Annotated in this window: 27 protein-coding genes and 2 pseudogenes; 16 read left to right on the top strand and 13 right to left on the bottom strand. The window is 70.7% G+C overall.

Features of this window, described 5'->3' with window-relative positions; translation table 11 throughout:
- Positions 1-28: 28 nt before the first annotated feature.
- Entirely contained in the window at positions 29-703 is a 675-nt protein-coding gene (locus tag ACFZBU_RS40820; RefSeq protein WP_391588845.1) for a pyridoxamine 5'-phosphate oxidase family protein, read from the top strand.
- Between the two features lie 157 nt (positions 704-860).
- On the opposite strand, the gene ACFZBU_RS40815 is transcribed toward ACFZBU_RS40820, so the two are convergent.
- On the bottom strand, positions 861-1,376 hold the full coding sequence (locus ACFZBU_RS40815; RefSeq protein WP_391588844.1) for a universal stress protein: 516 nt from the start codon (positions 1,374-1,376) through the stop codon (positions 861-863).
- A gap of 66 nt (positions 1,377-1,442) precedes the next feature.
- Positions 1,443-1,976 (bottom strand): HPP family protein, encoded by a 534-nt coding sequence (locus ACFZBU_RS40810; RefSeq protein WP_391588843.1) that lies wholly within the window; start codon positions 1,974-1,976, stop codon positions 1,443-1,445.
- A 250-nt stretch (positions 1,977-2,226) separates the two neighbouring features.
- Between ACFZBU_RS40810 and ACFZBU_RS40805 the strand changes: the two genes are divergently transcribed.
- The 4 genes from ACFZBU_RS40805 (at position 2,227) to ACFZBU_RS40790 (ending at position 6,547) form a co-directional block, all read left to right on the top strand.
- Complete coding sequence (locus ACFZBU_RS40805) at positions 2,227-3,114, top strand: universal stress protein (protein WP_391588842.1); 888 nt, start codon at positions 2,227-2,229, stop codon at positions 3,112-3,114.
- Positions 3,111-3,725 (top strand): hypothetical protein, encoded by a 615-nt coding sequence (locus ACFZBU_RS40800; RefSeq protein WP_391588841.1) that lies wholly within the window; start codon positions 3,111-3,113, stop codon positions 3,723-3,725. Before ACFZBU_RS40805 ends, ACFZBU_RS40800 begins: the two co-directional genes overlap by 4 nt.
- 276 nt (positions 3,726-4,001) lie before the next feature.
- Positions 4,002-4,109 carry a hypothetical protein gene (locus ACFZBU_RS40795; protein ID WP_391588840.1) on the top strand — a complete coding sequence of 36 codons (108 nt, stop codon included), beginning with the start codon at positions 4,002-4,004 and terminating at the stop codon, positions 4,107-4,109.
- Positions 4,106-6,547 carry a glycoside hydrolase family 65 protein gene (locus tag ACFZBU_RS40790; RefSeq protein ID WP_391588839.1) on the top strand — a complete coding sequence of 814 codons (2,442 nt, stop codon included), beginning with the start codon at positions 4,106-4,108 and terminating at the stop codon, positions 6,545-6,547. Before ACFZBU_RS40795 ends, ACFZBU_RS40790 begins: the two co-directional genes overlap by 4 nt.
- A 32-nt stretch (positions 6,548-6,579) precedes the next feature.
- Here ACFZBU_RS40790 and ACFZBU_RS40785 read toward each other — a convergent pair whose 3' ends face one another.
- Positions 6,580-6,930 (bottom strand): SHOCT domain-containing protein, encoded by a 351-nt coding sequence (locus tag ACFZBU_RS40785; RefSeq protein ID WP_391588838.1) that lies wholly within the window; start codon positions 6,928-6,930, stop codon positions 6,580-6,582.
- Between the two features lie 312 nt (positions 6,931-7,242).
- Between ACFZBU_RS40785 and ACFZBU_RS40780 the strand changes: the two genes are divergently transcribed.
- Together ACFZBU_RS40780 and ACFZBU_RS40775 are read left to right on the top strand one after the other, a co-directional pair.
- Positions 7,243-7,629, top strand: a complete 387-nt coding sequence (locus ACFZBU_RS40780) for an HPP family protein (RefSeq protein ID WP_391588837.1) — start codon at positions 7,243-7,245, stop codon at positions 7,627-7,629.
- Positions 7,630-7,840: 211 nt separating this feature from the next.
- Complete coding sequence (locus ACFZBU_RS40775) at positions 7,841-8,419, top strand: DUF5994 family protein (protein ID WP_391588836.1); 579 nt, start codon at positions 7,841-7,843, stop codon at positions 8,417-8,419.
- On the opposite strand, the pseudogene ACFZBU_RS40770 reads toward ACFZBU_RS40775, so the two are convergent.
- The 3 genes and pseudogenes from ACFZBU_RS40770 to ACFZBU_RS40760 all read right to left on the bottom strand — a co-directional run.
- A pseudogene (locus ACFZBU_RS40770) lies at positions 8,389-9,297 on the bottom strand (iron-containing alcohol dehydrogenase); the annotation flags it as partial. The gene ACFZBU_RS40775 and the pseudogene ACFZBU_RS40770 sit on opposite strands and share 31 nt — an antisense overlap.
- Positions 9,298-9,442: 145 nt before the next feature.
- The gene (locus ACFZBU_RS40765; RefSeq protein WP_391588835.1) at positions 9,443-10,351 is read right to left on the bottom strand and encodes a universal stress protein; all 909 of its coding nucleotides are present in this window, start codon (positions 10,349-10,351) and stop codon (positions 9,443-9,445) included.
- Positions 10,352-10,563: 212 nt separating this feature from the next.
- A complete protein-coding gene (locus ACFZBU_RS40760) occupies positions 10,564-11,610 on the bottom strand; it encodes an Acg family FMN-binding oxidoreductase (RefSeq protein WP_391588834.1) in 1,047 nt (348 codons plus the stop codon).
- A gap of 457 nt (positions 11,611-12,067) precedes the next feature.
- Here ACFZBU_RS40760 and ACFZBU_RS40755 point away from each other — a divergent pair, with 457 nt between their 5' ends.
- From ACFZBU_RS40755 to ACFZBU_RS40745, 3 genes are all read left to right on the top strand, one after another.
- Entirely contained in the window at positions 12,068-12,367 is a 300-nt protein-coding gene (locus tag ACFZBU_RS40755) for a DUF1876 domain-containing protein (protein ID WP_391588833.1), read from the top strand.
- 140 nt (positions 12,368-12,507) lie between these two features.
- Entirely contained in the window at positions 12,508-12,723 is a 216-nt protein-coding gene (locus ACFZBU_RS40750; protein WP_391588832.1) for a DUF1918 domain-containing protein, read from the top strand.
- Positions 12,724-12,908: 185 nt separating this feature from the next.
- Entirely contained in the window at positions 12,909-13,064 is a 156-nt protein-coding gene (locus ACFZBU_RS40745) for a hypothetical protein (RefSeq protein WP_391588831.1), read from the top strand.
- Between the two features lie 87 nt (positions 13,065-13,151).
- Here ACFZBU_RS40745 and ACFZBU_RS40740 read toward each other — a convergent pair whose 3' ends face one another.
- Positions 13,152-14,042 carry a universal stress protein gene (locus tag ACFZBU_RS40740; RefSeq protein WP_391588830.1) on the bottom strand — a complete coding sequence of 297 codons (891 nt, stop codon included), beginning with the start codon at positions 14,040-14,042 and terminating at the stop codon, positions 13,152-13,154.
- A 609-nt stretch (positions 14,043-14,651) separates the two neighbouring features.
- On the opposite strand from ACFZBU_RS40740, the gene ACFZBU_RS40735 reads away from it, so the two are divergent.
- The 3 genes from ACFZBU_RS40735 to ACFZBU_RS40725 all read left to right on the top strand — a co-directional run bounded on the left by ACFZBU_RS40735 (position 14,652) and on the right by ACFZBU_RS40725 (position 17,265).
- On the top strand, positions 14,652-15,071 hold the full coding sequence (locus tag ACFZBU_RS40735; protein WP_391588829.1) for a CBS domain-containing protein: 420 nt from the start codon (positions 14,652-14,654) through the stop codon (positions 15,069-15,071).
- Between the two features lie 148 nt (positions 15,072-15,219).
- Positions 15,220-16,317: an acetate/propionate family kinase gene (locus tag ACFZBU_RS40730; protein WP_391588828.1), complete on the top strand. Its 1,098-nt coding sequence runs from the start codon at positions 15,220-15,222 to the stop codon at positions 16,315-16,317.
- Positions 16,318-16,731: 414 nt separating this feature from the next.
- Positions 16,732-17,265: a hypothetical protein gene (locus ACFZBU_RS40725; protein WP_391588827.1), complete on the top strand. Its 534-nt coding sequence runs from the start codon at positions 16,732-16,734 to the stop codon at positions 17,263-17,265.
- Positions 17,266-17,404: 139 nt separating this feature from the next.
- Here ACFZBU_RS40725 and ACFZBU_RS40720 read toward each other — a convergent pair whose 3' ends face one another.
- Positions 17,405-18,199: a class I SAM-dependent methyltransferase gene (locus ACFZBU_RS40720; RefSeq protein ID WP_391588826.1), complete on the bottom strand. Its 795-nt coding sequence runs from the start codon at positions 18,197-18,199 to the stop codon at positions 17,405-17,407.
- A gap of 759 nt (positions 18,200-18,958) precedes the next feature.
- On the opposite strand from ACFZBU_RS40720, the gene ACFZBU_RS40715 reads away from it, so the two are divergent.
- On the top strand, positions 18,959-19,162 hold the full coding sequence (locus ACFZBU_RS40715; RefSeq protein WP_391588825.1) for a cold-shock protein: 204 nt from the start codon (positions 18,959-18,961) through the stop codon (positions 19,160-19,162).
- A 179-nt stretch (positions 19,163-19,341) separates the two neighbouring features.
- Here ACFZBU_RS40715 and ACFZBU_RS40710 read toward each other — a convergent pair whose 3' ends face one another.
- A complete protein-coding gene (locus tag ACFZBU_RS40710) occupies positions 19,342-19,479 on the bottom strand; it encodes a hypothetical protein (protein ID WP_391588824.1) in 138 nt (45 codons plus the stop codon).
- On the bottom strand, positions 19,476-20,447 hold the full coding sequence (locus ACFZBU_RS40705; protein ID WP_391588823.1) for an SDR family NAD(P)-dependent oxidoreductase: 972 nt from the start codon (positions 20,445-20,447) through the stop codon (positions 19,476-19,478). The genes ACFZBU_RS40710 and ACFZBU_RS40705 overlap by 4 nt, the downstream gene beginning before the upstream one ends.
- A 55-nt stretch (positions 20,448-20,502) precedes the next feature.
- On the opposite strand from ACFZBU_RS40705, the gene ACFZBU_RS40700 reads away from it, so the two are divergent.
- Entirely contained in the window at positions 20,503-20,925 is a 423-nt protein-coding gene (locus ACFZBU_RS40700) for a MerR family transcriptional regulator (protein ID WP_391588822.1), read from the top strand.
- 748 nt (positions 20,926-21,673) lie between these two features.
- Here ACFZBU_RS40700 and ACFZBU_RS40695 read toward each other — a convergent pair.
- Complete coding sequence (locus ACFZBU_RS40695) at positions 21,674-22,117, bottom strand: NUDIX domain-containing protein (protein ID WP_391588821.1); 444 nt, start codon at positions 22,115-22,117, stop codon at positions 21,674-21,676.
- Between the two features lie 435 nt (positions 22,118-22,552).
- Here ACFZBU_RS40695 and ACFZBU_RS40690 point away from each other — a divergent pair, with 435 nt between their 5' ends.
- Positions 22,553-23,167, top strand: coding sequence for an isochorismatase family cysteine hydrolase (locus ACFZBU_RS40690; protein ID WP_391588820.1), 615 nt, complete (start codon positions 22,553-22,555; stop codon positions 23,165-23,167).
- Between the two features lie 154 nt (positions 23,168-23,321).
- Here the strand turns inward: ACFZBU_RS40690 and ACFZBU_RS40685 are convergent.
- Positions 23,322-23,606: pseudogene (locus ACFZBU_RS40685) on the bottom strand (aldehyde dehydrogenase family protein); the annotation flags it as partial.
- A 452-nt stretch (positions 23,607-24,058) separates the two neighbouring features.
- Positions 24,059-24,949 carry a NaeI family type II restriction endonuclease gene (locus ACFZBU_RS40680; RefSeq protein ID WP_391588819.1) on the bottom strand — a complete coding sequence of 297 codons (891 nt, stop codon included), beginning with the start codon at positions 24,947-24,949 and terminating at the stop codon, positions 24,059-24,061.
- Between the last annotated feature and the right edge of the window lie 168 nt (positions 24,950-25,117).

Below are 25,117 nucleotides of genomic sequence, written 5' to 3'. Positions count from 1 at the left end.
CACGGCGCCGTCGACGAAGGAGGATCCGATGGACAACGAGACGGCAGGCACCCGCCTTCCCGACATGGTCGACATACCGCGCACCATCCGCCGTCGACGCGAGCAACTGGGCCTGACCCGGGCGGAAGTCTGCGCCCGGGCGGGACTGCCCCTGAAGTGGTTGGTGGAACTCGAGGCCGGTGACGCCCCGTTGTCCCGGGCCGCCCTGGGCGCCCTGGCGGTGGCGCTGGAGACCGGTGTCACCGCGCTCATGTCCGGCACGCCGGCAGCCGGTCGGGAGGAACCCGGTTCCTCCGACACGCGCAGCCTGATCCCGATGAGCGAGCGGGAGTGCCACGCCCGCCTCGCCACCCATGAGGTCGGCCGCCTCGCCGGCGGGACGGACCATGTGCCGTGGGTACTTCCCGTCAACTACACGTCGCACGGCCGGGACATCTTCTTCACCACCCGACCGGGCTCCCCGCTCGCCGACCTCCGGGGACCGGTGGCCTTCGAGGTGGACGACGTGGACCGCTACGCCCGGCTGGGCTGGAGCGTGTTGGTGATCGGCGTGGCCGAGCCCGTCACCGACCCCGTCGAGATCGCCGGGCTCACCGAGGCGGGGGTCGGCGCCTGGCCGGCCGATCGTGGCGAACTGTGGTTCCGCGTCCGCCCCGGCCGGGTGACCGGCCGCCGGCTGCGTCCGGGCTCGGGCCGGAGGTGAGCCGCTGCCACGAGCGGCGGGGCCGTCGGGTCGACGGTCGTCCGGGCCGACGGTCGTCGGCGCAAGGCCGCTTCGGGAGCGTTGGATCCGCCGAACGTGACGCCGCCCGAGCCTGGTGATCAGGCTCGGGCGGTGTCGGTGTCGGTGCCGTGTCGGATCAGGCGTCCGGGGGTGCGGGGACGAAGAGCACCGGGGTGGGGCTGTGGCGCAGGCAGTACACGCCGGTGGGGCCGGGGATGGTGGGGCATTCGATGCCGCTGGTGCCCAGGACGAGCAGGCGGGCGTTGCGGGCGCGGGCGACCAGGACCTCGCCGGCCGCGCCGTGCACGGGGGTGGCCACGATCCGGTCGGGCGGGATGGGGGCCCGTACGAGGCTCCCCAGGGCGCGCTCCAGCCGTTCGCGTGCCACCGACAGCGGGGCGTCGGGCCGGTCCAGGGTCGGGCGCTCGGGGTCGGCTTCCGTCCACGCCGCGACCACGTCCAGGATCACACCGAGTTCGGCGGCCTCGCGAGCGGCCCAACGCAGGGCGAGTGCGGACCCGTAGGAGCCGTCCAGGCCGACCACGATCCGGCCCTCCTGCCGGTCCTCGGTGATCTCGTCGGCGGAGGCGATGCCTTGCCGAGGGGACACGCGCATCGTTTCCCGGTCGAAGTGGGTACCGAGCGATTCCATGTCGAGCTCCTTCGTGTGGTCCTGGTAGCGATCAAGCGCCGAGCGGCGAAGGTTCGGGTGGGCGGCTCAGGGGTTGCGACGTGCCGGCGGAAGCACCGGCTCCAGCCGGAAGAGCACCGGTCCGTGGTCCGTGGGGCCGTGTGCGGGCTTGCGTCCGGCGAGTGCCGAGACCAGATCGCGGGCGGTGACCAGGCCGACCATGCTGTCGTTGTCGTCCGTGACCGCGAGGGCGTCGACCGCGTGGTCGGTCATCACGTCGGCCACCTCGGCGAGTCGGGCGGAGACCGGCACGTACGGCTGCGAGCCACCGGGCAGCAGGTCTCCCACGTAGCGCTCGGCGAGCGAGATCGCCGGAAGCGCGCACGCCACCGCGAGTTCGCTGCGCTCCAGCAACCCCACACAGCGGCCGTCCTCGTCCACGACCGGAAGGTGATGGAACCCGGTGCGCTGGATCAGCTCCCAGGCCATCAACAGGGATTCGTCGCCCGCGACGGTGAGCAACGCCGTGCTCATCACGTCGGCCACGCTCCGCTCACCCACCGACGCGTCCGCGTGCGTGGTGGAGCCGCTGCCCGGGGCGGGTCCGCTGCTCGTCCTCATCGCGCTCGCCTCCTGTGTGTGCGGGATCCGCAATCGCGCGGTTCACCCGGTTTCCACGATGGAACGTCCGCGGCCGTGAACACAGGGCCGGTGGGGGTGGTGGGCCGGGCCGAAGGTCCCGGGGCACCGGTACCGGGCGGCCCTGTGCCCGCCGGCGGGGCGCGCGCACGCTGAGGGTGAGGGATCGACCCGACATCGCGGTACCGACCCCGCCGCCCGAGCCGTCTTCACTCGACGATTGGACAAGCTCATGAGCACCGGAACCCACCTTCCCGGCCTCGGTGTCCTGGTCGGCTACGACGGCTCGCCCGGCGGTGAACGCGCACTCGCCTGGGGTGCCCGCGCCGCCGCCGAGGCGAAGACGCCGCTCTACCTGGTGACGGCCGTACCGACCGGCGTCCTCGGCCGGCGCGCTCACGCGGACGAGGTCCGCAAGGGCGCCCGTGCCCTGCTGGAGCAGGCGGCGGAGCGCAGCCGCGCGGCCCACCCGCACCTGAGCGTCGAGACGTCCTCGGTCGAGGGGCCGGCGGCGGATGTGCTCCTGGAGGCGAGTCGCCGCGCCGAGCTGATCGTGGTCGGTTCCCGAGGCCACGGCGGCTTCGCGGGGCTGCTGCTCGGATCGGTGTCACTGCGCGTGTGCGCACACACGACCTGCCCCGTGGTGGTCGTTCCCGAGGCCGTCGACGACGTGGACACCCCGAGCGTCGTCGTGGGCGTCGCGGATCGCAGCGACACGCCCGCGGTCGAATTCGCCGTGGAACGGGCCCGTCGCATCGGCGGCAGAGTGGTCCCCGTCCATGTATGGACACTCACGATGGCCGGCTACTCTCCGGGCGTGGTCGCACCGTTGCTCGGCGACCCGTTGGACATGGTGGCAACCCACGACCATCTCCTGACCGAGATCCTGGACCCGATCCGGGCCCAGGCACCGGACGTCACCATCGAGGCGATCGTCACGACCGGCACGCCCGCATCCGCGCTGATCGGCGTCTCCGCACATGCGGACCTGCTGGTGGTCGCGGCGCACCGGGCACACGGACCCTTCCCGATGCGCCTGGGCCCCACCACCCACGCCGTGCTCCACCACGCGTCCTGCCCGGTGGCCGTCGTGCCGATACCGATCACCACCACGCCATGAACGGCGCGAAGCCGCGATCGCGGGGAGGGCGCGAACCGGTACGGCGATGGTGGCGGGCACTGCTCGGTCGCGAGCCGATGTATCGGCGATGCGACGTCGTGCACCTACGGGCGACGCTCGCGCTGACGATCCTGACCCTGCTCTTGGTGCCGTTGGCGATCGTGGTGGCCGTCGACGCGCGCGCGGCGTCCGGCGAGGCGACGCGCAATCGCCAACTGGCACGCGAACATCGGGTTTCCGCCGTGCTGCTGACCAAGCCGCCCCAGCAGGCCAGACCCGGCGCCGAGACGGTGACGGCGAGCGTGCGCTGGTTCGCGGACGACGGCGTCGCGCGCACCGGCACGGCTCAGGTCCCCCTCGGCGGGTCGGCCGGCGGCACCACCCACATCTGGCTCGATGCCGCCGGTCGACCCGCGACGCCGCCACTGACCCACGGCGCGATCCTCGCCGAAGAGCTCACCGCGGGGATGATGGCATTCGCCGGCGCGGTCGTGGTGACGACCGGAGCCTTCGGCTTGGAGCAACTGCTGATTTCCCGCCGCCGTGCGCTCGCCTGGGAACGGGACTGGGCAGCCGTGGAGCCGAGCTGGAGCGGCCGTATCGAGCACTGAGCCGGCGACGACCACCCGCTCGACGACCACCCGCTCGGTGCCCCCGGAGGACCGGTGAGCCCGGCACGAAGACCGAGCCGTCCCGACCGTCGGATTCGCCCCCCGGGGCACTCGGGCACGCGATCCGGTGGAGGGCGCGCGTATCCTGAAGACATTCGGCACGTATGTGCCGTTTCGCGCTGAAGTGGTGGACATCCCGGATCCGTCGGCGCACACGGACGCCGACGAGATCCTCGACCGGGTGCGAGGCAAGCCCCCCCGAACGCGACCTGTCCCGTGCACGGCGAGCCGGAAGGCGCGCAGGCGCTGCGGGACCGTCTCGACGCGGAACCGGGCTGGACCGCCGTCGTACCCCGCCCGGGAGAACGGGTATCGATCCGATGAGCAGATCCCGCCGACCGCCGCAGGACCCCTGGATTCTGGCCTTCCAAGGCTTCGACCCCGAGGACGAGGGTCGGCGGGAGGCCCTGTGCGCGGTCGGCAACGGCTATCTGGTGACCAGGGGTGCCGCTCCCGAGGCCTGCGCCGACGGGGTCCACTACCCCGGCACCTACCTCGCGGGCCGCTACGACCGCGCCGTCTCGACGATCGACGGCCATCGGGTGGAGAACGAGGACCTGATCAATTGCCCGAACTGGCTGCCGCTCACCTTCCGGGCCGTCGACACGTCGGCATGGTTCGGCGAGGACGGCGAGACGCGGATCGTGTCCCAGCATCTGGAGCTCGACCTGCATCGGGGTGTGCTCGTTCGCGACGCCCTGATCGTCGACGGGGCCGACCGGCGCACACGCCTGGTGCAACGACGGATCGCGAGCCTGGCCGACCCGCACATCGCGGCGCTGGAGACGGTGCTGACCCCGCAGAACTGGTCCGGCCCGCTGCACATCCGCTCGGCGCTGGACGGCACCGTCACCAACACCGGAGTCGCCCGCTACCGGAGTCTGGTCGGCCGCCACCTGATCCCGGCCGATCAGGGCTGCGGCACGGACACGCTGTGGCTGACCGTGCGCGCCACCGGCTCCCCGCTCCGGATCACCGTCGCGTCGCGCACCCGCCTCCTCCTCGACGGTTCGAGCCTCCTCGACGGTTCGAGCGTCGAGGCCGAGCCCGCATTCGAGACACGCACGGGCCGGCCGGCGCAGGTGTTCACCGTCGACGCCGTCGCCGGGCAACCGGTGACGGTCGAGAAGACGGTGTGCTTCTGCACCTCGCGTGACCCGGCCGTCGACGATCCGCAGCCCGCCGCCGTCCGGATGGTTTCGCGGGCGGGTCCCTTCGCAGACCTGCTGCGCGCCCATGTGACGCGCTGGGCACAACTGTGGCGCCGGTTTCGCACGGAAGCGGAGTTCACCGACCGGGCCGAGGAGACGAACACCCTGCACCTGCATCTGTTCCACACCGCACAGACCTACTCCGAGCACACCGTGGAGTTGGACGCCGGGATGCCGGCCCGGGGCTGGCACGGCGAGGGGTATCGCGGCCACATCTTCTGGGACGAGTTGTTCGTGCTCCGCACCCTCAACCTGCGCACACCCGAGATCGGCCGCGCCGTTCTGCGCTATCGACACCGGCGCCTGGACGCGGCCAGGCAGGCCGCACTGGACATCGGTCGGCGAGGGGCGATGTATCCGTGGCAGAGCGCCTGCGACGGCACCGAGCAGGCCCCGCGCACACACCTCAACCCGATGTCCGGTCGTTGGCTCCCGGACCGCACACACCTGCAACGGCACGTCGGCCTGGCCGTCGCCTACAACACCTGGCAGTACTACCAGGCCACCGGTGACCTCGACTTCCTGAACACCGCCGGCGCGGAGATGATGCTGGAGATCGCCCGCTTCTGGGCCGACACCGCGCACTACGACCCCACCCTGGAGCGGTACCGGATCCGCGGCGTGATGGGGCCCGACGAATACCACGACGCCTACCCGTGGGCCGACCGTCCCGGCATCGACGACAACACGTACACGAACGTCCTCGCCTCCTGGGTACTCACCCGCGCACTCGATGCACTCAAGGCGCTGCCCGGATACCGGCGCGAGGAGTTGACCGAGCGGCTCGACGTGGACACCGGTGAACTCGATCGCTGGCGTACCGTCGCCCGTCGCCTCCACGTCCCCTTCCACGCCGGCGTGTTGAGCCAGTTCGCCGGATACGAGCGCCTCGCCGAACTGGACTGGGAGCACTACCGGCGGCGATACCCGAACAACCGGCGCCTCGACCGCATCCTGGAGGCCGAAGGTGACAGCGTCAACCGCTACAAGGCATCCAAACAGGCCGATGTCCTGATGCTCTACTACCTCTTCCCGGCCCGGGAGATCCGTGGCCTGCTGCGCCGCCTCGGCTATCCCGCCGGGCACGAACTGGCGCAACGCACGGTCGACTACTACCAGGCGCGAACCGTGCACGGATCCACGCTGAGTTCGGTGGTGCACGCCTGGGTACTGGCCCGAACCGATCGCCGGCGATCCTGGCGCTTCTTCCGCGACGCGCTGGGCGGCGACGTTCTCGACGTGCAGGGAGGCACCACCGCGGAAGGAATCCACCTCGGTGCCATGGCCGGGACGGTGGACCTGTTGCAGCGCTGCTACACCGGACTCGACACGCGCGGGGACGTGCTGTGGCTCGACCCCTGCCTCCCCGCCCGACTCGGCCATCTGGAGGTCGAGTTGCGATACCGCGGGCACTGGGGCGTGGTGGTGGCGGTCTCTCGCCGAACGGTGACCGTGAGCCTACGCCCGGGTCAGCGGGGCTCGGTTCCGATCGGGTTCCGGAGCTCCGTGGTCCGGGTCCCGCCCGGGGGTAGTCACACGTTCACCCTCTGAGTACTCACGTCGAGCGCCCGCTCCGTTCGCGATCAGCTGCTCGGCGAGTCCGGCCTGTCTCGACCGCGGGATTTGCCCTCGCGGGGTGTGTTCGGCCACGCGGTCAGGACCGCCAGGCGCTCCCGGTACTCCTCGGTGTCGATCTCTCCCCGGGCATACCGCTGGGCCAATACCTCGGTCGCCGACGAGCCGCCCGAGTCCGGGCCCGGTGCCGTGCGGCCGAGCGAGGAGCCTCGCGCCAACAGCCATACCGCGGCGACGATCACCAGGATCAGGAGCAGCATCAGGATCGAGCCCCAGACCCACTCCCAACCGTCGTCGTCCTCGTACATGTGCCCGCCGTGCCGCGCGGGCAGCGCCGTCAGGGCCGGAAGCAATCCCATCGCCCTCACCTTCTCCGGACGCCGTATCGACCTACACCCTCATGGTGCGTCGGATGCCGGCAGAGCGCCGGAGCCGTTCGGCCCACCGATCCGGGCCGAACGACCCTCCCGGGTGCCGCCGCCGGCCCGGACAGTGAAGAGTGACCGGGCATCCGCTCACCCCACCGGGGCGGCGCCGATGCCCGGGCCGCCGAGCGGTCATCGCAGGCGGACGGATCGACGGAGGGCGATGTGAACTCCGCGAGTACGCACACGGCAGCCAGGGGCCGGCGTTCGGTGCTGCCGGCGGCGGTTCCCGGGATCTGCGACGTCATGAGCACGCCGGTCGTGCACGTGGCCCTGACGGACACACCCCGCGTGGCGCGAGAGCTGATGCTTGCACGCGGGCTTCGCCATCTCGCGGTCGTCGACCCGGACACCGGAGCGGTGGTGGGTGTGCTGAGCGACCGTGACCTCGCCGATCCGCAGACACCGCGTCACCTGGGATGCCGCGCACACACGGTTGCCGAACTCGTCCGGAGTTGCGCGTCGGTCGTTCGCCCGGAGGTGGACGCACTCACCGCCGTGGCGTGCATGCTCGCCACCGAGGCCGACGCGCTGATCGTTGTCGACCGGGCCCGGAAACCGCTCGGAATCGTCACCAACCACGACTTGGCGCGTCTGCTGACCCGGATCCATCACGATCCCATGGCGGGATGACCGTCGGGCGTGTCCCGTACGTCATCGAGGGTGCCTCCGGGCGCGGACGTGCCCCGGTGCTCGCCGACTGACGAGTTTCGTTCGCTCGTGCGCAGGGCTACGGTGAAAAGGTCGAGTGTGATTTCGCGAGGATGCCGACGCTCGTGCCGTGCAGGGCGCTTGAGCCGGCTTGGCTGGGCAGATTTCCGTGTTCACTGTGAGCGTGACCGACATGGCTCCTCCTGCGCGCCTGTCGCTCTTCACGCATGCCGGCGGCAGGAGCGACGAACTGGACGGCGTGTGGTGGCCACATTCGCGGGCGACGGTCGAGGAGCTCGCGGCGTTGTTCACGGGGATGGAACGCGTGGGTTCGTATTCGCGCGCGACGCTCGATCGGAGTCTGTGGCCCGGTGTGCCGCGGCCCTTCCGGATCGCCGGGCTCGACCGTGTGGTGCGTTGGGGCGGGTTCGTGGCCGGGCAGGACCCCCATCGGGTCGAACTCTTCTCGCTCGTCGACCCCTTCAGGGAACTTCTCGTGGTGCCACCGGAGACATCGCCCCGGGTCGCGGCGCACCTGATGAACATGAGTGGACCGTGTGACGGCTCCCGCTCACCCACCGAACTCCTGTGTGACGCTCTGGAGTGGGCGGCCGAATCCGAAGTCGGGCGCAGCTCGTCCCGCGGGTGCGGCGAACCGGACGGGGCGGCGGCCCGCCGGGTTCCGGGTCGCCGACACCCGCACGGCGGTTGTATGCAACGGGGTACGTCACCGCGGATTGTTCACGACGCAGGGGCGGGAGCCGGGCCGTAGTAGGCGTCGCGCATGATGGCGATCATGTCGTCGAGCATCGCCATGCGCGGGTTCGCCGGGGCGCATTGGTCCTCGTACGCGTTGAGCGCCTGGCGGGGCAGCGCGTCCAGGAATGCCTTCTCGTCGATGCCCAGGGCCCGGAACGACGGTTCGACGCCGACGCGATCCCTGAGTCGCTCGACGGCGGCGGCCAGGGATTGCATGCCTTCGGCCGGTGTCGCGGTGGGGAGGTCGAGGGCGCGGGCGATGTCCGCGAAGCGTTCGGGTGCCCGGTAGTGCTCGTCCTTGGGCCATCGGCGAGCTTGCCGGGCGGGCTCCCGTTGTAGCGGATCCCGTGGGGCAGCAGGACGGCGTTGGTGCGGCCGATGGCTCCCCGGGACGACGGCGCGTTGACGATGACGCGGGCCGTCTTCATGTGGCGCCCGTAGTCCTCTGCGACCGCGGCATCCTCGGTGTGGACGACGGCGCCGTGTCCCATGCCGTGGAAGGCGACCATGTCGGCGGCGAGGGCGAAGCCGTGCTCGCGCGAGTCGGCGCGCAGGACGGCCGGGACGGGGCACAACTTCTCCCGGGTCAGGGGCTCTTGCGGGCCCACCCGGTCGGCGTGGGCGAGGATCACGGTCGTATCCGCGGACACCGCGAATCCCGCCTGGGCGGCGATCCACACCGGGCTGCGACCCACCGCCGCGGGATCGACACGCGGTTCGCGGCCGGGCGCGGCACTAGGTCTCCAGCTTGGGCTTCTCGTCGTCGGTGGACAAGTGGGCGCCCGGGGCGGCGAATTCGGACAGGACGGCGTCGTGGATGTCGGTGTGCGGGACGACGGCCTGTTCGGAGGCGCAGATCATGCCGTTGTCGAACGACTTGGACAGCACGACGGCGCCCCGGGCCACGATGCCGACCGTCTTGAGGTTGCGCATGCTGTCGGTGGTGTACTCGCATTGGGACACCGGGTCGTTGGAGGCCCGATGCGCGGGAGCCGACGGCTGCCCCTCCGGCTGCATGCGCGATTCGGATCGGCCGTCAGTTCGGCGCCGAGGAATCCGTCTCCGGGACGGTGGTTACGACGACCAGCGGGCAGCGGGCGTGGTGGATCAGGCCCTGGCTGACCGAGCCCAGGAGCATGCCGCGGAAGCCGCCGACCCCGCGGCTGCCGACGACCAGACACAGCGCGTGCTCGGCGGCTTTCACCAACGTCCGTACGGGGTGGCCGACGGTGACCTCGCGGCGCACGGGCACGTCGGGGTACTTCTCGGTCCAGCCGGCGAGCGTCTCGGCCAGCCGGATCCGGCCTTCCTTGATCTCCTCCGGCATGGCCAGGGAGGCCACCAGGCCGGAGGCCGGCTGTCGGACCTGTACGGCGACGACGCCGGCTCCGCGGCGCGCGGCCTCGTCGAAGGCATAGGCAACGGCGGGTTCGGAGCGCCGCGAGCCGTCCACGCCGACCACGATCGTGCGCGGATCGGCGGTGGCATGTTCGGGTTCGCGTACGACCACGACCGGGCAGGAGGCGTGCGCGGTGACGGGTACCGCGATGCCGCCGGTGGTGAGCAGTTCGGTTGCCGAGGACAGTTTGCGCGAGCCGAGGACGATCATGGCCGCATGGACTGCCTGCGCGCGCATGACGGTGGTGGGTTCCCCATCGACCAGGGCGCTGTCCACGACGAGTTCGGCATGCCGACCCGAGGCCAGGACGGCGGCCTCGGCCAGGGCTCGCAGTCCCGCGTCGCGGAAGCGTCCGCTCCAGGTCTGCCGGTGCGGATTGGCCTCGGGGTCGCGGTCGGCACCGGCCGGCCAGTCGAGCGCGTGCACCAGGCGCAACGGCAGGCCGCGCCGGGCCGCCTCGTCGGCCGCCCAGACCACGGCGAGCCGGCCGGCGTCGGTGTGCTCGACTCCGACGACGATCGGGGCGGGTCCCTCGTACGTGTCCACGGTGACTCCCTCTTCTCGCACGCCGACCACATGTCGGCCTCGTATCCAAGAACCCTGGCGCCGGGGGATGGGCGGAGGCAGGGCCGTTCGACTCGTTGCCCCGGTCCGGTCGGCCCCCGTGTCGCGCCTTGTGTCGCGGGAGATTCGCCGCGCCGGGTGTGGCTGCCGGTGCCGGTCGGGGTGGTGGCCCCCGACCGGCAGCGGATGCAGCCTCAGCGCGGGCCCGACACGACGGGCGTACCCGTTCTCGCGCCGGATCCGTTGGCGGCCGGCGTGTCGCCGTCGGTCTCGGTCGGCTGGAGAGTCTCCTCCACGGCGCGGCGAGGGGTGGCGGCTCCCGGAGGCCCGTAGCCCATGCGAAGCACCATTTGCACGTAGCCGGGGCCGGTGTGCGGATCGCGCAGGTTCGCGCGGGTCTCGGGCCATTCCACTGCCTGGTGCAGGACGGACATGCGCAGGCCGTGGAGGGTGGCCGTCAGCCATACCCGCTCCATGGCCTGGCCGGCGCGCAGCCAGTCCTCCGGGCGATCGAAGCGGGTGGTGAGGGTCGCCACCTGGGGCAGCGCCTCGAAGCGCTGCGTCGGGGTCGCAGGTGTGGGCGGGTGTCCGGTGAAGGCGCGCACCGGCACCCGGGCGTCGTGGTCCTGGGGACCCAGGGCCTGATAGGGAATGCCATCGGTCGCGGGCTCCTCCGGGCGCAGCCACTCGCGGGTCTCGGCCTGTCGCGCGAGGTCGGCGGCGGTTCGCCGTTCGGCCTCGGCCGTCAGGTTCAGGACGCGGCGCGCGTCGGCCTCCTCCAACACGGCCAGGACCACGTCCTCCGCGTCGGCGGCGGCGATCAGCTCACCGACGATGCGCTCCGGTACGTCGCGGTTGGCGAACGGCAGGCGACTGGAGCGGCGCAGGGCGATCGCCGGGTACAGGTCCGCGTCGTGGGTGTGGGCGCGTCGACTCAGGTCGAGTACGGCCGCCGGTGCCGGATCCGGGCCGTGGGGAAGCAGCGTCACCAGCGGGTCCCGGCCCAGTTGTGCGGCGGCGACGCGCAGGTTGAACACGGCCGCGCCCACGGAGATGTACAGGGCCCTGCCGTCGGGGTCGGTGAGCGGCACCGCGCGGGTCGTGTCGGCGTACACCGCGATGCCCCGGCCGTCGCTCGTGGGCCGGAACGACCATGGTTGGCTGTTGTGGAGCGAGGGTGCCGCGCCCCCTGCGGCGGCCAGATACCGCAGGTCGGCCGGATTCAGCGATGCGTTGGTCATGTCGATCTCTCCCTACGGCCCCTTGGCGTCGGCAGGGCGGTCCAAGGCGCGCACCGGACGCAGCCGAAGCCCACGACGGCGACGACGGGCCTCGTCGGCCGCCCGCAGAACTGCTCTTCGGACGGCTTCGGTGTTGTCGATGCCCACGACCACGGACGCCGATTCCTCGAAGGCGATCACCGCGCACCCCTCTCCGCGCACCCCTCTCCGCGCGAGCCGGCCCGATGTGCCTGCTCTCTTGCCGACTCTCCTCCCGGCACTCGGCGCCGGGCAGGGCCGTTCGGCCCGGTCGGTTCGACGAAGGGCCCATCACCGGGAACGCGGGCGTGCGGCGCCGAGGCGGCAGACGTCGACGGTCACCGGGCAGCCCCGATCCCGGGGGCCCTTCGGCCCTATCCAGCGTGCGTCATCCGCGCAGACTGAGAAGAGGAAGGCCGTCGAACCGGAGGTGAGCCCGATGGTTGCCGCAAAGCATTGGACCGTCGACATCCACCTGAGCGAAAAGAGTGGCCAGGACGACTTCGAGGGCGGCGAATCGGTGCGCACGTTCGCCGAAGCACGGTTGCGCACGGGGGACGACACATCGGTGCGTGGCTGGGGACATGCCCGCAAGAACCCCAAGGACCGGGACGTCCCGGAGATCGGCGACGAATTGGCCGCAGCCCGGGCATTGTCCGACCTGGCACACCACCTGCTCGATTCGGCCGCCCGCGACATCGAGGCGGTCACCGGCGGGCCGTCGGCCGTGCACGATTGAGCACCGTCTCGCCGCGCGCGGATCCCCCGGGCCCTTCGGCCCTGTGCGCGAACCGACTCTCGACGGCATTCGGAAATCGGCGGATCGCGTGGAGCCCTGCCACCGCCGTGGACTCGGGAGGCCCCGGAAGGGAGCGCATCATGAAGGCACAGGTGGGCGACTGGGTGGTGGTCGAGTCTCCGCACGTGGGCGAATCCCGACGTGTCGGCCTGGTGATCCGGGTCGACCACGAGGACGGCACTCCGCCCTATCAGGTGCGCTGGACCGAGGACGACCACGAGTCGCTGTTCTTCCCCGGTCCGGAAACGCACGTGGAGAAGCCCGAGGCGTTGCTTCGGTCGGTGAAGCGTCGATGACGTAGGAGTCGACACCGTGGACCCTGCGCCGGTCGGGAACGGGCGGGCGGTCGGCGGGGCTCGTTCCCGGAGATCGCCCGGGCGCCGTCAGGGGAGCAGGTCGGGGCGCCTGAAACGTGACGACGACCGACTGCCGCACCCCGGATGGGAGAGGCGACATGCACCACCGAACGATTGCGGAATGCATGACCGGAGAGGTTGTCCGGGCGCGGCGCGACATGCCGCTCAAGAGCCTGATACCCGTCACCGAGCGGCTGTGCCGGGGCGTCGACGGTGTGGTCTCGGTCGCCGAGCACATCGCGTATCGCATCGACGATGCCCGGAGTTCCCCCGGCGGGTGAGACGGGACCGAATGCGCCCCGACCGACGTCATCGTCACAGGCTCGGGACCCGACAGCGCCGGCATCACTTTCGGCGCGGCATGGCTCCTACGGCTCCGACCGCGGCAGGACGGCCACCGGGCAATGTGCGTGGTGCAGAACTCCGTAGGCGACCGAGCCGAGCAGCATGCCGCGGAATCCACCGACCCCGCGAGTACCGACCACCAGGCACAAAGCGTGCTCCGATTCGCGTACCAGAACGTGCACGGGATGCCCCAACGCGACCTCGCGCCGCGCCGTCACACCCGGGTACTTCTCGCCGTACCCGGCGAGCGCCTCCTTCAGCCGACGGCGCCCCTCCTTGATCTCGTCGGCGTCGGCCATCGAGGTATCGACCGACCCCGGGTGCGGGCTGCGGACATGAACCGCGAGGACTTCGGCGTCGCGCAGGGCAGCCTCCTCGAAGGCGAACGCCAAGGCGCGCTCCGAGACCGCCGAGCCATCCACGCCGACGACGATCGGCTGTGCCGCAGCCGAGACCCGCTCCGTGTCGCGAACCACCACGACAGGGCACGGAGCGTGCGCCACGACCGGCACCGCGATCCCGCCGGTGGTCATCAGTTCCCGCATCGAGGACAGCTCGCGCGAGCCCAGGACCACCATGCTCGCGGTCCGTGCTTCCGCTCGCAGGACATCGGCCGGAGCACCGTCGACCAGGGCTTCTTCGATGGGCAGCGCCGGATGCAGGTCGACAGCCAACGCGTGCGACTCGGCGAGCGCGTGTCGCCCCGGTGCCTCGAACAATCGGCTCCATGTCTGCGTCGGCTTCCGCTTGGCGGGGTCCCGATCGGCGTCCGCAGGCCAGTCGAGCGCACATACCAAACGCAGCGGTAGTCGGCGCCGATGCGCCTCATCCGCCGCCCAGGCGACGGCTGCGTGTGCGGAGGCGGTCCCTTCGACGCCCACGACGATCGGCGCCCGTCCCTCTGAGGTGGACATGTCGTGCTCCCTTCGCAGGGCTGGTCGGAGACAGTCCCGGTTTCCATCCTGACTCCGGCCGTCCCGGATCGAACAGGGCCGTTCGCCCCATCGGATCCGGGCTCCAGGATTCTCGGTCCGGCAGCGAAGGGTCGACCGACCTGCGGTGACGACTCCCGGCGGGACCTTCGGCCCGGACCGGGCGCCACTCGGCCCTGTGGGTCGGAGTCTGTGCGCGCGACCGTAAAAGCGGAAGGCACTCGGCCCGGTCGGCCGACCCTCTCACCCGTTTGGGGCGAAGGACATGAGCATCGAGACCTCACCCGGCCGGCGCCGCTCGGGGCGTCCATGGGCCGCCGCCCTGGTACCGGAGGACTACGCCTACGCACTGCCCGCCGATCGTGACGCCGAGTACTTGGCGCCGCTATCCGGTGAGCGGGGCCGACCGAGCGCTCGCGGATCTCGCCACCGATCACCTCCGCCGTGCGGCAGTCCTGATCGCCGATCGACCACGCGAGTGAACGCCTATGCCCGTATCTCCGTACAACACCCGACCGAAGCCGGTGAACCATGTCCACGACACACACACGCCCAGGGAAACCGACGGGCATTCCGACGGCTCGCGAGGTGATGCACGGCCCGGTCGTCGCGGTCGCCGCCCACGACACGTCGTGGCAGGCGATGGAGCGCATGCTCACAGCCCACCTTCGGCACGTGGCCGTCGTCGAGGAGGGGCACGCCGTGGGTCTGCTCAGCGACCGCGATCTCGCATCGGTCTGGGCACGCGACCCGCTCGGATTGAAGCACCGCACAGCGCGCGACGCCCTCGGACCCGACTCCCCGTTCGTCGCCCCCGACGTCGATGTCATCGACGCGAGCAGGCGCCTTCTCGAGGCCGGGATCGACGCCCTCCTGGTCGTGGACGCGACGGATCGCGCAGTCGGCGTACTTACCGACCATGACCTGTTGGGAGTCCTGGTGGACCTGCACCAGCACCGGGAGGACGTTGGTGACCAGAGAGTCCGGCATTCGCGGATGACGCCCGACTGATTGCCGAGGACGAACGGCGGATCGACCATCCGGACCGCGATCGCGCACGTGCCGTTCGGCTCCGTCCGCCCGGCCACCAGGCCGCGGCGGAGACGATCGCGCCTGCGTACGCACGGCGCAACGAGACAATCCCGAGGGAGCGCGCACCATGAACCCGGATCGAGTGCTCGTCGTCAACGCCGGATCGTCGACGGTGAAGCTGTCCATACTCGACCCGCACGACGCCGTCGTGTGCGCGTCGACCATCGAATGCCCGGATGTGATCCCCGAAGGCGCCGTCTCCGGGTTCCTGCGCGGCGCCGGGCCCATCGACGCCGTGGGACACCGCGTTGTGCACGGCGGAGCGGAGTTCACCGGTCCGACACTGTTGGACGCTGGGGTGTTCGCCCGTATCGCGGGGCCGGCCCCGCCGACCCCCCTGCACCAGAACCTGGCTCTTGCGGGAATCGACGCCGTTCGCCAGGCCTTGCCGAGCGTGCCCGCGGTCGCCTGCTTCGACACGGCTTTTCACCGCACCCTGCCGCCCGAGGCGAGCACCTACGCCCTGCCGGACGCGTGGCGCACGAAATGGGGGCTGCGCCGCTACGGTTTCCACGGCCTGTCGCACGCGTACGCCGCCCGCCACGCCTGCGGTCTGGCGGGTGTCGACCCGGCCTCGGCTCGCGTGGTGAGTTGCCATCTGGGCGCGGGCGCGTCGATGGCCGCAGTGCGTGCGGGAGAGTCGGTCGACACCACCATGGGATTCACCCCGGCCGAGGGGCTCGTCATGGCCACCAGGGCGGGCGACGTGGATCCCGGTTTGATCGTGTGGCTTCTACGCCAGGGCATCACGGTCGAGGAACTCGAAGAGGTGCTGGAACACGGCGCAGGCCTTGTCGCGCTCGCCGGTCACGGGGGTGACATGCGGGCCATTCGCGCGGCAGCGGAGGCAGGCGATCACCACGCCCGGTCCGCCCGGCGCGTATACGCCTACCGGCTCCGCGCCAAGATCGCCGCCATGGCCGCCGCGATGGGCGGCCTGGACGTCCTCGTCTTCACCGGCGGAGTCGGTGAACACGACGAGGCGATCCGGGCCGACGCCGTCCGCGAACTCACCTTCCTGGGCGTACACCTCGACCCGCGCACCAACGCCGAGGCCCAGGGCGACGCCGACGTGAGCGCCGACGGCAGCCTTGTTCGAACGCTCGTGGTCACCGCTCGCGAGGACCTCGAGATCGCCCGCGAAACGCGTTCATTGACGAGTTGAGCGAAACACGGCACGCGAAGATCCCCTTCCAGGGCACGCCCGTCCCGGCAGCTCAACACCACAGCACCCACGTCCGACTGCTCCACTGGGCACGGAAAACTCGGCGCGTACCGGGACAGGACCTGCCATGATGGCCGGTCGCGACGACGGGCGGCAGGCCGGGAATCACGCCGGGCCACACGGCATCCGGCGCGAGAGCGGCCGGCACGAACACGTCCCCCCCGCAGGCGAGAGCGTGGAGGTCGAAGAATTCCCACCGGGAGAACAGATTCGGCTCCCGGGTAGTCAGGGCGCCCGTCCAGGCGCTGATGCGGACGACGCCCGTGAGCCTTGGAATGCCGTGGCTGTCGTCGACCCGCATCGCCACCACATGCGCGTCGCCAGGGTCGGCGACCAGGCCGGACCCCCGGCGAGTTGACGCACCGCGGTGGCGACGAAGTCCTCCGGGCCGGCGGTCTTGCCGCCGGGCAGTTCGAGCATGGCGAGCCTCGATCGGTCGAACAGAACCCGGCGGGCGTCGTCGGTGACGGCGGCAAGCGCGCCGGTCAGGGCGTGGCCGGTGGTCGGCTGCTTCTCGACGGCCGGGTGTCGGTGTGGCCGGGGCCGCGCAGGATCGGGAAGGCCAAGCCGCCCGCGTCGAGCCGCTCCACCGTCTCCCAACCCGCGCAGAGATCCGGGCCACGCACGCCCACCACACCATCCGGCGCGCCGGCACCCACCCCCGACCCGCGCCCGCCCACCCGATGGTCCGTCTACGGATGCTGCAACGACGACTGCGCCGTCACCTTCCACGCCGTCGTCCCCGGTGACCCCACCCTCGACATCGACCACAGCATCGACGGTTTCGGCGAGCACACCTTCGCCCACGAGGACCTCGTCACCGCCACCTGTCCCGAACGCGCCGTCCGCATCGCCCTCGACCGCTTCAACGCCGACAACCGGGACTGAACCCCAGCCGTCCCCACCGATGCGGGAGCCCACCACCGAGCAGGGCTCCCGCACCCCACCCGAACCACCTGCCCACCCCCCAGGGAAGCACCCGATGACGCCAGAGCCTGCCGACACCCGGTGTGAGCGCTTCCCGCGGCTATGGCTGGTCGGCGTGCAGGACGAAGAACAGGAAGCACAGGAAGCGCGGCTTGGCCGCGATGGCTTCGGGAAACAGCTCGCGGGCGGCTGGATCGGGCTCTGGCTCGCTGACGACCGCTATCCGGAAACCGGCCCCGGTGAATGCCTCGATCATCGCGTGCAGCGGCCGGTGCCAGAGACTCATCAGCGCGGACTGTCCGCCCATGGTCCACTCTTCGGTCCAGTTGGTGGTGTCGAAATACTTGTACTCGGCCTCGCGGCCGGCCTGGCGGTGCATGAGGTTGATGGCAAAAGGATGGTCGACGGACGCAATCAGCCGACCGCCGGGCTTGAGTACGCGTCGCAACTCGGCCAGCGCCGGCCCCCAGTCCTTCAGGTAGTGCAGCACCAGGGACGCGACTACATCGTCGAACGTGTCATCGGAGTAGGGAAGCGGGCCGCCCAGGTCGGCCACCTGCAGGTCCGCACCGTGGCCGAGCCGCCGCCGGGCCAACTCCAGCATCCCGGCGCTCGCGTCGAAGCCGCTCACGATGGCGCCACGCTCACGCAGCTCCGCGAATAGGGGCCCGGAGCCGCAGCCGGCGTCGAGGATCCGCCGGCCGGCCACGTCTTTGGCGAGGGCAAGCATCGCGGGCCGCTCGTAGTAGGCATTGATGAGGTTGCACTCATTTTCGGCCGTGTACGCCTCGGCGAAGCTGTCGTAGTCGTTGACCTTCGGTGGGTCCACGGTCACCGCGGACGGCGAGGTGGGCCCGGGGGAACTCGCGTGCTCTTGGTGCTCGTCGGAAACCATGGTGCGGGAGACGTGTGCCGCATCGGTTCGGTTCCTGGCCGCTCCCGGTTGTCCTTGCAGTTTCGACGGGGATGTTCTTCGGATCGCACCCGGCCTCGGTGACCATGAAAGAGCAGCTTGTCGTGGCGCAAGCGGAGGAAGCCGCAAACACCAAGAGCAACGCCAGGATCGACGCCGGCGGCGAGGCGGCTCCGGTGCCGAATTGCCCCGATCCCGCCACCGTCTACACGCCGATTCGCCTCTCTTGGACGCCGCGTTCCCGCGCAAGACGAGCGAGGATCGGATCCTGAGGTCGCGACGCCGGACCTTGGGCAACGAACCGTCCGACGTCACGCGGTGGGTCGAGGGGGAGAGTGCGCCACGCGAGTGCGAGCGCGAGCAGGCCCAGCGGCACGCTGAGCAGGAACATCCACCGCCAGGACAGGTCGCCTCGCCGAGTAGGGCGCCGCCCGCGCCGGTGCCCGAACGATGCAAGCGCTTCGGGCGGGCATGGCGGCGATAGTCGCCGACCGGTACGCCCACGGCAAAGCCGGGTGAACCGGCAAGCACCTCGGTTGTCGCCCCCTCCCCACTGGGGGTCGGCATCGCGCGGGCAAATCGGGTCAAGATCGGCCGAGTTGCGTTCCGTGGGCGCGCCGCGGCCGTCCGGAGGATTGCCGCGTGGCCGCTGGGGGGAAACCCCCGGTCGCCGGGCCGTATCCGGGCCGGGCACCGAAGAGGCGGCGCGGTGGCGCGCCGCGCGCAGAAGGAGAGCGGTAGATGGCGACGGGCACGGTGAAGTGGTTCAACGCGGAGAAGGGCTTCGGTTTCATCTCGCAGGACGACGGAGGGTCGGACGTGTTCGTGCACTTCTCCGCCATCAACGCCTCCGGCTACCGCGAGCTGCAGGAGAACCAGCGGGTCTCCTACGACGTCACCCAGGGTCAGAAAGGCCCGCAGGCCGAGAACGTCACCCCGGAGTAGAGCCGCACCTTTGCTCCCGGTCGGCCGTGCTCGCGCGGGGAGCGGGCGCGGCCGACCGAGGCAGCCGGCGCCGGGCCTTGGGTGCGGCGGCCCCCGACCGGCGATCGTCGCCTCGCCCGGCCGGCCGTCGGTGCCCGTGCGAGACGCGGACGCGGTCACCCCGACCGCGGCGGTGGCGCCTACCGCCCGAGCTTGGCCTCGAGGTTTTCGGGGTTGGTCAGGAGGTGTGCCAGGGCCGTTATCGGCCCGAGGTCGGCCGGTACCGCGCTGCCCGCCGCAGCGGCAGGCAGCGCGGCATACGCGGAGCGCAGGTTCATCCGGTGATCGGCGTGGCGCCGGTCACTGCAAGAGACAGGTCCCAGAGTCGGGCCGCCTCGTCGGGGTCGATGGCATATGCGCGCACGCCACCGTCGTCCATGAGGCTGTCGGGGCCGCAGACGCGGGCGATGTCGCAGTCCTCCAGGTAGAGGCCGCCACGGCCGTCGAGGAGCGGGGACGTTGCGGCCCACAGGCCGGTGGCGGCCCCCTGTGAGGGGGTCTTGAAGTCGGTGTCGATGACGTTGCCGTGCTCGTCCACCCAGCCGCGGTCGATCTGCTCTCGGAGCGTCATCTCCCGCTGCAGCCCGGTGATGATCTTGCCGGGGTGGAGGGCGAACGCCCGGACGCCGTCGCCCTGCCCGAGGACGTCGAGGTGCACGGCGAACAGGGCGTTGGCGGTCTTGGCCTGGCCGTAGGCCAGCCACTTGTCGTAGCCGGTACGGAAGTGCGGATCGTGCCAGCGGATGCCGGTCAGGGTGTGTCCGGCCGAGCTGTTGACGACGACGCGCGCGCCGTCTGCGGCGGCCAGGAGCGGGTAGAGCTCGCAGGCGAGCGTGAAGTGCCCGAAGTGGTTGGCGGTGAGCTGGCCTTCCCAGCCGGGCCCCACGCGCCGCTCCGGGGTGGCCATGACTCCGCCGACGGCCATCAAGAGGTCGAGACGGTCGAGACGGTCGCCGATGTGCGCGGAGGCTGAGCGGACGCTGTCGATGTCGGCCAGGTCCATGGGGATGACCTCGCAGTTCTTCACCTCTTTCAGAGCGGCACGGGCAACGTCGGGACGGCGGGCGGGAACGATGACCCGGGTTCCGGCGGCGGCCAGAGCCCAGGTGGTCTCCAGGCCGAGCCCGGAGTAGCCCCCGGTCACCACGGCCGTCTTTCCGGAGAGATCGAGGCCGGCCACGATGTCCTCGGCGGTGGTGGAGGCGGAAAAGGGCGAGCCGAGCGGCTGCTGATCAGGAATGGTCATGCCGCCGACGCTACGATCTAGAGCGAGGTCTAGATCAAATCCGGAAGTGAGTGGCATGACGACCACCGAAGCTGCCGTGCCGTCCCTGAGCATCGGCGAGGTAGCCGAGCGGACCGGACTGAGCGTGCACGCCCTGCGCTTCTACGAGCGCGAGGGCCTGCTCGTCGGACCGGTCCAACGCACGTCGGGCGGCCGACGGCGCTATACCTCCCTCGATGTCGAATGGCTGCTGATCTGCGTCAAGCTCCGCGAATCCGGCATGCCGCTGGTCGACCTCAAGCACTTCGCCGAACTGGTGCGCCGCGGACCGGGCAACGAAGCGGAACGCCTGCAACTACTCGACGCCCATCGACAGCGCGTCGACGCACAGATCCAGGCGCTGGAGGAGTGCCGATCCGTCATCGCCTGGAAGGTTGGCGTCTACGCCGAGCACCTCGCCCGCGGCGAAGCCGACGGGCTCTGGGACCCGACAACCTGAGGCAAACGTCGACAGGCGCGTCGTGTGCGCCGCGCCGGCAACAGCGTGGCAAGGCCTGGCTTCGCGGCTGCGAGGTTCTGCCCTGCCGAAAGTGTCATCAACGTCCCGACCTGCGACACCTGGTCCTCCCCGAGCCCAGCCAAGGATCGACTCGGTCCACCACATCCAAGTCACCTTCGGAGGTAACCACCACAATCCACGCTCGATCCTCTGCGAGAAAGTCGTGATGTTCCGGCACCTCAAGAAGTGCAGTCGTAACCGAAGCAGCCTCAACCTCGGTAAAACGCACGGTCCGCCCAGTCCATGAGGGGCCGCTCCGGCAGTGGGGGTGCAGCGTCTCCCAGTGGGCGTCCGCCAAGTGGATCGGCAACGTCACCTTGGACACCGCCGCCGTCAGGACCGTACCGCAGCCCGCACAGCAGAACACCGCCAAGTTGTGCCCTCCCGCCGTCGCAGCCACCGCATCCCACCAAGCGGCCGGACCGGGGAGCCAGGGATTTTCGGACGACGCCGAACGCCCCAACCGACAGGCAGAGCGGGCCTCGACGTCCCTCGATTCCGGGGACGCCGCAGTCTCCGGGTGTGAGCGAGCACGGCAGGCCGACGGCAAGACTCGCCCTCGACGGGCCACCGCACCATCGCCGGCTCCTGAACGGCACGGACTGGGCATCCCTGAACACCGGGTGCGGGACGGGGGAGTTCCTGCCGGAGGCATTGGCACGCCTGCTACGCGAACGACTCGGGTGGATCACGAGGACCCGAGGCCGCCAGGTTCGGGCGTGCGGGCGGGGTGGTCGAACCATGCCGTCACGGACCGCTTGTAGCCGTCGGGCATCAACAGATCGGGGACCTCGGCGCGGGTGAACAGGCCGATCTCGCAGTGCTCGTGGCTGAGGACCGGGGCGGTATCGGCGTCCGGGAGATGGATGCCGTAGGTAACGATCAGGACGTGGCGTCCGGGCAGGGGTTCGTAGACCCACGTGTCCAACAAGGGCCCGGTCCGAGCCTGCCAGGCGGTCTCCTCCTCGATCTCGCGCACCACGCACTCGGCCGGCTCCTCACCCGACTCCAGTCGCCCGCCCGGCAGTTCCCACTCCCGCCGCTCGTTGCGCAGCAAAAGCACACGATCGCGGCGGTCGACCACAACGCCCTTGACCGAGACCGGCCACGTACGGGAAGCGGGTGTGTCCACGACGCAATCCTCCATGCGCTCGGCCACCGACGCTCGGGAACCGCCGGCGGCGCCCACGAGCAAAGGGCGGTGTCAGTCTCCCGCACGATGCCTGTGCCACGGCGGGGTTCCACGTTCGCGAGCCGACGACCGTCCCCGACGCGGGGAGAGGCTCGGCGACGTCATCAACAAGTACCCCGGGAGCGAGATCCAGGCCGCGCTGAACCCGGTGCCCTTCCCCCATCCGGGCGGCAGCACCGGGACCGACCTCTACATCCGGTCGGAGACGTCGTCGTGCACCTGATCGAGCAAGCCGCCCGCGAAAACCGCTGACCTGGCCGCAGTACCTCTCAAGGCAGCGATCCGGCCTTGCCGGTACGGAACGGGGCGCCCGGGCGGCTCGGGTCGGGCAGACTGGCCGGTGACGTTGACGTCGCCGTTCGGCAAGGAGCTTCCATGTCCGAGACCTTCCGCCTCGACCCGGCGAAGACCGCACTCGTTCTGATCGAGTATCAGAACGACTTCACCAGCGAGGGCGGGGTGCTCAACGGTGCCGTGGCCGAAGTGATGGCGAAGACCGGGATGCTCGCGAACACCGTGGCCCTGGTCGAAGCCGCGCGAGCCGCGGGCGTGACCATCATGCACGCACCCATCACCTTCGCCCCCGGCTACGGCGAACTGTCGCGCCACCCGTACGGCATCCTCAAGGGAGTCGTGGAAGGTTCGGCGTTCGTCAAGAACTCCTGGGGCGCGGCGATCGTGGACGATCTCGCCCCGGCCGAAGGCGACATCGTGATCGAGGGCAAGCGTGGCCTCGACACCTTCGCGAGCACGAACCTCGATTTCATCCTGCGCAACAAGGGGATCGAGACGATCATCCTGGGCGGCTTCCTCACCAACTGCTGCGTCGAGTCGACGATGCGCACCGGGTACGAGAACGGCTTCCGCGTCATCACCCTGCGGGACTGCGTCGCCGCCACCTCCCAGGAGGAGCACGACAACGCGCTCACCTACGACTACCCGATGTTCTCACTGCCCATGACGTCGGCCGAGGTCATCGCCTGTCTATGAGCCCGTGCGGGGCGAGTCGAACGGGACGCGTGTCGGCGAGGCGCCCCGACGATTCGCCTTCCGGCGAGCCGTCGGGGGCGCCTCGATCGACGCGCCGGGCTCGCGGGCATGGGCGCCGGGGGCGGATTCGGGCCCGGTGTACCGCCGTTGTGGCTCACGCGTTGGCGATCGCCTCCATCGGCAGGTAGGGGCCGCCGTTGAAGGTCATCACGTGCTTGATCCGCGTGTACTCCTCCAGGGCGTACACCGACATGTCCTTGCCGTAGCCGGATTTCCCGAAGCCGCCCTGCGGCATCTCCGAGACGAGCGGCAGGTGGTGGTTCACCCACACGCAGCCGGCCGCCAGTTCGCGGGTGAAGCGGTTGGCGCGCACCAGGTCGTTGGTCCAGACCGATGCGGCGAGACCGTACGGCGTGCCGTTGGCGAGGGCGAGCGCCTCGCGAGGTGCAGCCGGGTCAGTTGCGCGCCCGCCACCGGCGCGACCCGGCGGCCGGCGCGGACCGATCGGTCGTTGGCGGGCGTTGCGTCTGCGGAGAGGAGCCAGAAGGAGTAGGGGAGGGGATCTCGGGGACGACCTTCGCGCGCTTGTGGCCCCACGTGGTTTCCCGCCCAGTAGGGCTTACGTCGAACCCCGGGCTGTCCATCCACAAGGGCCGGCAGTGGAGTTCCGCGCCGCCGGGCTGCGTGGTAGTCGTGTGGTTCGTCACCGAATCCAGGTCCCGACGGCAGGGTCGGTTTCCACCCGAAGTGGTCGGGCAGTGGGGTGGGATCGCGGCCCGATCGGGGGCGAGTTCGTAAGGCTCGGTCACATCGGGTTCAGCCTCGTGGCGGTCGAACGGAGTGCACACGAGATCGGGGCGAGAAGCGACCGCGGCGACCGCCTTGACCGGGTCAGTAGTCCGCCGGGCCGGGTTGTGGGGTGTCGGTTGGTCGGGCGCGGACGTAGGAGGTGCCCGCGATGGTTGTGGCGGGGCGGGGGTCGTCCGGGCGAGCCGGCACGATGCGGGTCGAGATCCACGATCCTTTGGCGGGCACGGGAAGCCGGAGCTCGCGGGCGATGCCCGGGTGCTCGCGCTGGTGGCCCAGGATGATGATGCCTTCGTCGCGGAGGTGCCGACGGGCGTCGCGGACGCGTTTCGCCGGGTCGGTCTGGTGGGCGATGGTGGCCACGGGTTCGCGCGGGATGATGCGGTCGCGGACGTGCCGGAAGAGTTCGTTGATGCGCCTTTGGCCGGAGACTCGATCGGCCAGGATCAGGTCGCGGGTGTGGGCCGGCAGGTGCAGGAGGAAGTTCTCCGGCAGGTCGCCGGAGCGCACGAGCCAGTGGATCGCGCGGCGACCGGTGGGGGACAGCCGATATTTCCGCTCGGGCGATCCGGGCAGCACCGCGTCCTCGGTGATGTGGAGAAGGCCGACGGAGAAGCGTGACCGTTCGTCGTCGGCGGTGAGCAACAGGCCGACGTGCCCGAGGGCTTCGCGGGGGAGGGTCCACGCTCCGGTGAAAGAGAAGCGTGGGTGGACACGGTGGCCGGCGACGAGGTAGTGGGTCGTACCCGCGGGGAAGCCGTGTGCGGCACGGCAGACGATGCCGACCTTGGCGGCGAGGTAGGTCTTCTCGGGCTTCTCCAGTGTGGCCACGTCGTAGCGACCGGTGCGTTGGCCGTCGAGGACCTCGTCGAGGGACCGGCGAAGGGCTTCGCCGAATCGGGAGTGCAGGGGGTCGTGTAGACGGAACCAGGTGGCGGTCGCGTGTACCGGGCCAGTCGGCTCGGGGGGTGTCAAGACGCGTCCACGCGGTCGTCCGGCAGAAGGAGTCGTTCGCCGATGATTCGTGTCGGTGAGAGCACATTCCAAAGCTAGTGCCGCGCCCGGCAACGTTCACCCCGTCGCGGCGCCCGGCACGGCACCTCGCCGCCCCGCCGAAACGTCCGAGTACTCCAGTACGAGAAC

It is taken from the genome of Embleya sp. NPDC008237, assembly GCF_042956465.1.
Lineage (GTDB): Bacteria > Actinomycetota > Actinomycetes > Streptomycetales > Streptomycetaceae > Embleya.
This window is presented reverse-complemented; position numbering and strand designations above follow the sequence as displayed.

Excerpts from the sequence above, each read along its gene's own strand:
- ACFZBU_RS40820 (WP_391588845.1), top strand. The coding sequence starts at position 29 with ATGGACAACGAGACGGCAGGCACCCGCCTTCCCGACATGGTCGACATA.
- ACFZBU_RS40815 (WP_391588844.1), bottom strand. The coding sequence starts at position 1,376 with ATGGAATCGCTCGGTACCCACTTCGACCGGGAAACGATGCGCGTGTCC.
- ACFZBU_RS40810 (WP_391588843.1), bottom strand. The coding sequence starts at position 1,976 with ATGAGGACGAGCAGCGGACCCGCCCCGGGCAGCGGCTCCACCACGCAC.
- ACFZBU_RS40805 (WP_391588842.1), top strand. The coding sequence starts at position 2,227 with ATGAGCACCGGAACCCACCTTCCCGGCCTCGGTGTCCTGGTCGGCTAC.
- ACFZBU_RS40800 (WP_391588841.1), top strand. The coding sequence starts at position 3,111 with ATGAACGGCGCGAAGCCGCGATCGCGGGGAGGGCGCGAACCGGTACGG.
- ACFZBU_RS40790 (WP_391588839.1), top strand. The coding sequence starts at position 4,106 with ATGAGCAGATCCCGCCGACCGCCGCAGGACCCCTGGATTCTGGCCTTC.
- ACFZBU_RS40785 (WP_391588838.1), bottom strand. The coding sequence starts at position 6,930 with ATGGGATTGCTTCCGGCCCTGACGGCGCTGCCCGCGCGGCACGGCGGG.
- ACFZBU_RS40780 (WP_391588837.1), top strand. The coding sequence starts at position 7,243 with ATGAGCACGCCGGTCGTGCACGTGGCCCTGACGGACACACCCCGCGTG.
- ACFZBU_RS40775 (WP_391588836.1), top strand. The coding sequence starts at position 7,841 with ATGGCTCCTCCTGCGCGCCTGTCGCTCTTCACGCATGCCGGCGGCAGG.
- ACFZBU_RS40760 (WP_391588834.1), bottom strand. The coding sequence starts at position 11,610 with ATGACCAACGCATCGCTGAATCCGGCCGACCTGCGGTATCTGGCCGCC.
- ACFZBU_RS40755 (WP_391588833.1), top strand. The coding sequence starts at position 12,068 with ATGGTTGCCGCAAAGCATTGGACCGTCGACATCCACCTGAGCGAAAAG.
- ACFZBU_RS40750 (WP_391588832.1), top strand. The coding sequence starts at position 12,508 with ATGAAGGCACAGGTGGGCGACTGGGTGGTGGTCGAGTCTCCGCACGTG.
- ACFZBU_RS40745 (WP_391588831.1), top strand. The coding sequence starts at position 12,909 with ATGACCGGAGAGGTTGTCCGGGCGCGGCGCGACATGCCGCTCAAGAGC.
- ACFZBU_RS40740 (WP_391588830.1), bottom strand. The coding sequence starts at position 14,042 with ATGTCCACCTCAGAGGGACGGGCGCCGATCGTCGTGGGCGTCGAAGGG.
- ACFZBU_RS40735 (WP_391588829.1), top strand. The coding sequence starts at position 14,652 with ATGCACGGCCCGGTCGTCGCGGTCGCCGCCCACGACACGTCGTGGCAG.
- ACFZBU_RS40730 (WP_391588828.1), top strand. The coding sequence starts at position 15,220 with ATGAACCCGGATCGAGTGCTCGTCGTCAACGCCGGATCGTCGACGGTG.
- ACFZBU_RS40720 (WP_391588826.1), bottom strand. The coding sequence starts at position 18,199 with ATGGTTTCCGACGAGCACCAAGAGCACGCGAGTTCCCCCGGGCCCACC.
- ACFZBU_RS40715 (WP_391588825.1), top strand. The coding sequence starts at position 18,959 with ATGGCGACGGGCACGGTGAAGTGGTTCAACGCGGAGAAGGGCTTCGGT.
- ACFZBU_RS40710 (WP_391588824.1), bottom strand. The coding sequence starts at position 19,479 with ATGAACCTGCGCTCCGCGTATGCCGCGCTGCCTGCCGCTGCGGCGGGC.
- ACFZBU_RS40705 (WP_391588823.1), bottom strand. The coding sequence starts at position 20,447 with ATGACCATTCCTGATCAGCAGCCGCTCGGCTCGCCCTTTTCCGCCTCC.
- ACFZBU_RS40700 (WP_391588822.1), top strand. The coding sequence starts at position 20,503 with ATGACGACCACCGAAGCTGCCGTGCCGTCCCTGAGCATCGGCGAGGTA.
- ACFZBU_RS40690 (WP_391588820.1), top strand. The coding sequence starts at position 22,553 with ATGTCCGAGACCTTCCGCCTCGACCCGGCGAAGACCGCACTCGTTCTG.